Genomic DNA, 357 nt, shown 5'->3' with positions numbered 1-357 from the left:
CAAAGTTGGAATCCCGGGTGTTCCTTTGCTCGCAGCCTTGACCCGGTCTAACTGATCCACCTTCCATTGCCTAGCGAAGGCTGCGACTCGGTCGTACGATCCATTGAATCCGAGCGCACACAGATCGGCGTGCACCCGCTTCAAGGTTCTGCGTCATTTACGGGGTTTGTTCGCCTCAGTTTTTAGCCAGACCGAAAGCTTGAAGGCATAGGAATCTAGGGCACTTGGCGTCCGTCGAGTCGAATAGTTGGGTTCCGTCGTGTCGGTTCTTAGGTACTTCCGGACGGTGTTACGGGAGACGCCAAGCCGTCTGGCGATCTCCCTCAGAGAGACTTGGTCACGTAGGTGCCAGCGTCG

1 pseudogene is annotated in these 357 nt (G+C 56.3%); it reads right to left on the bottom strand.

Features of this window, described 5'->3' with window-relative positions:
* Positions 1–270 precede the first annotated feature (270 nt).
* A pseudogene (locus tag RCF13_RS01255) lies at positions 271–357 on the bottom strand (helix-turn-helix domain-containing protein); the annotation flags it as partial.

Source organism: Stenotrophomonas maltophilia group sp. RNC7 (assembly GCF_030910085.1).
Classification (GTDB): Bacteria; Pseudomonadota; Gammaproteobacteria; order Xanthomonadales; family Xanthomonadaceae; genus Stenotrophomonas; species Stenotrophomonas sepilia.
Note: the sequence above shows the minus strand (reverse complement) of the source record. Positions and strands in the feature narration are given on the sequence as shown.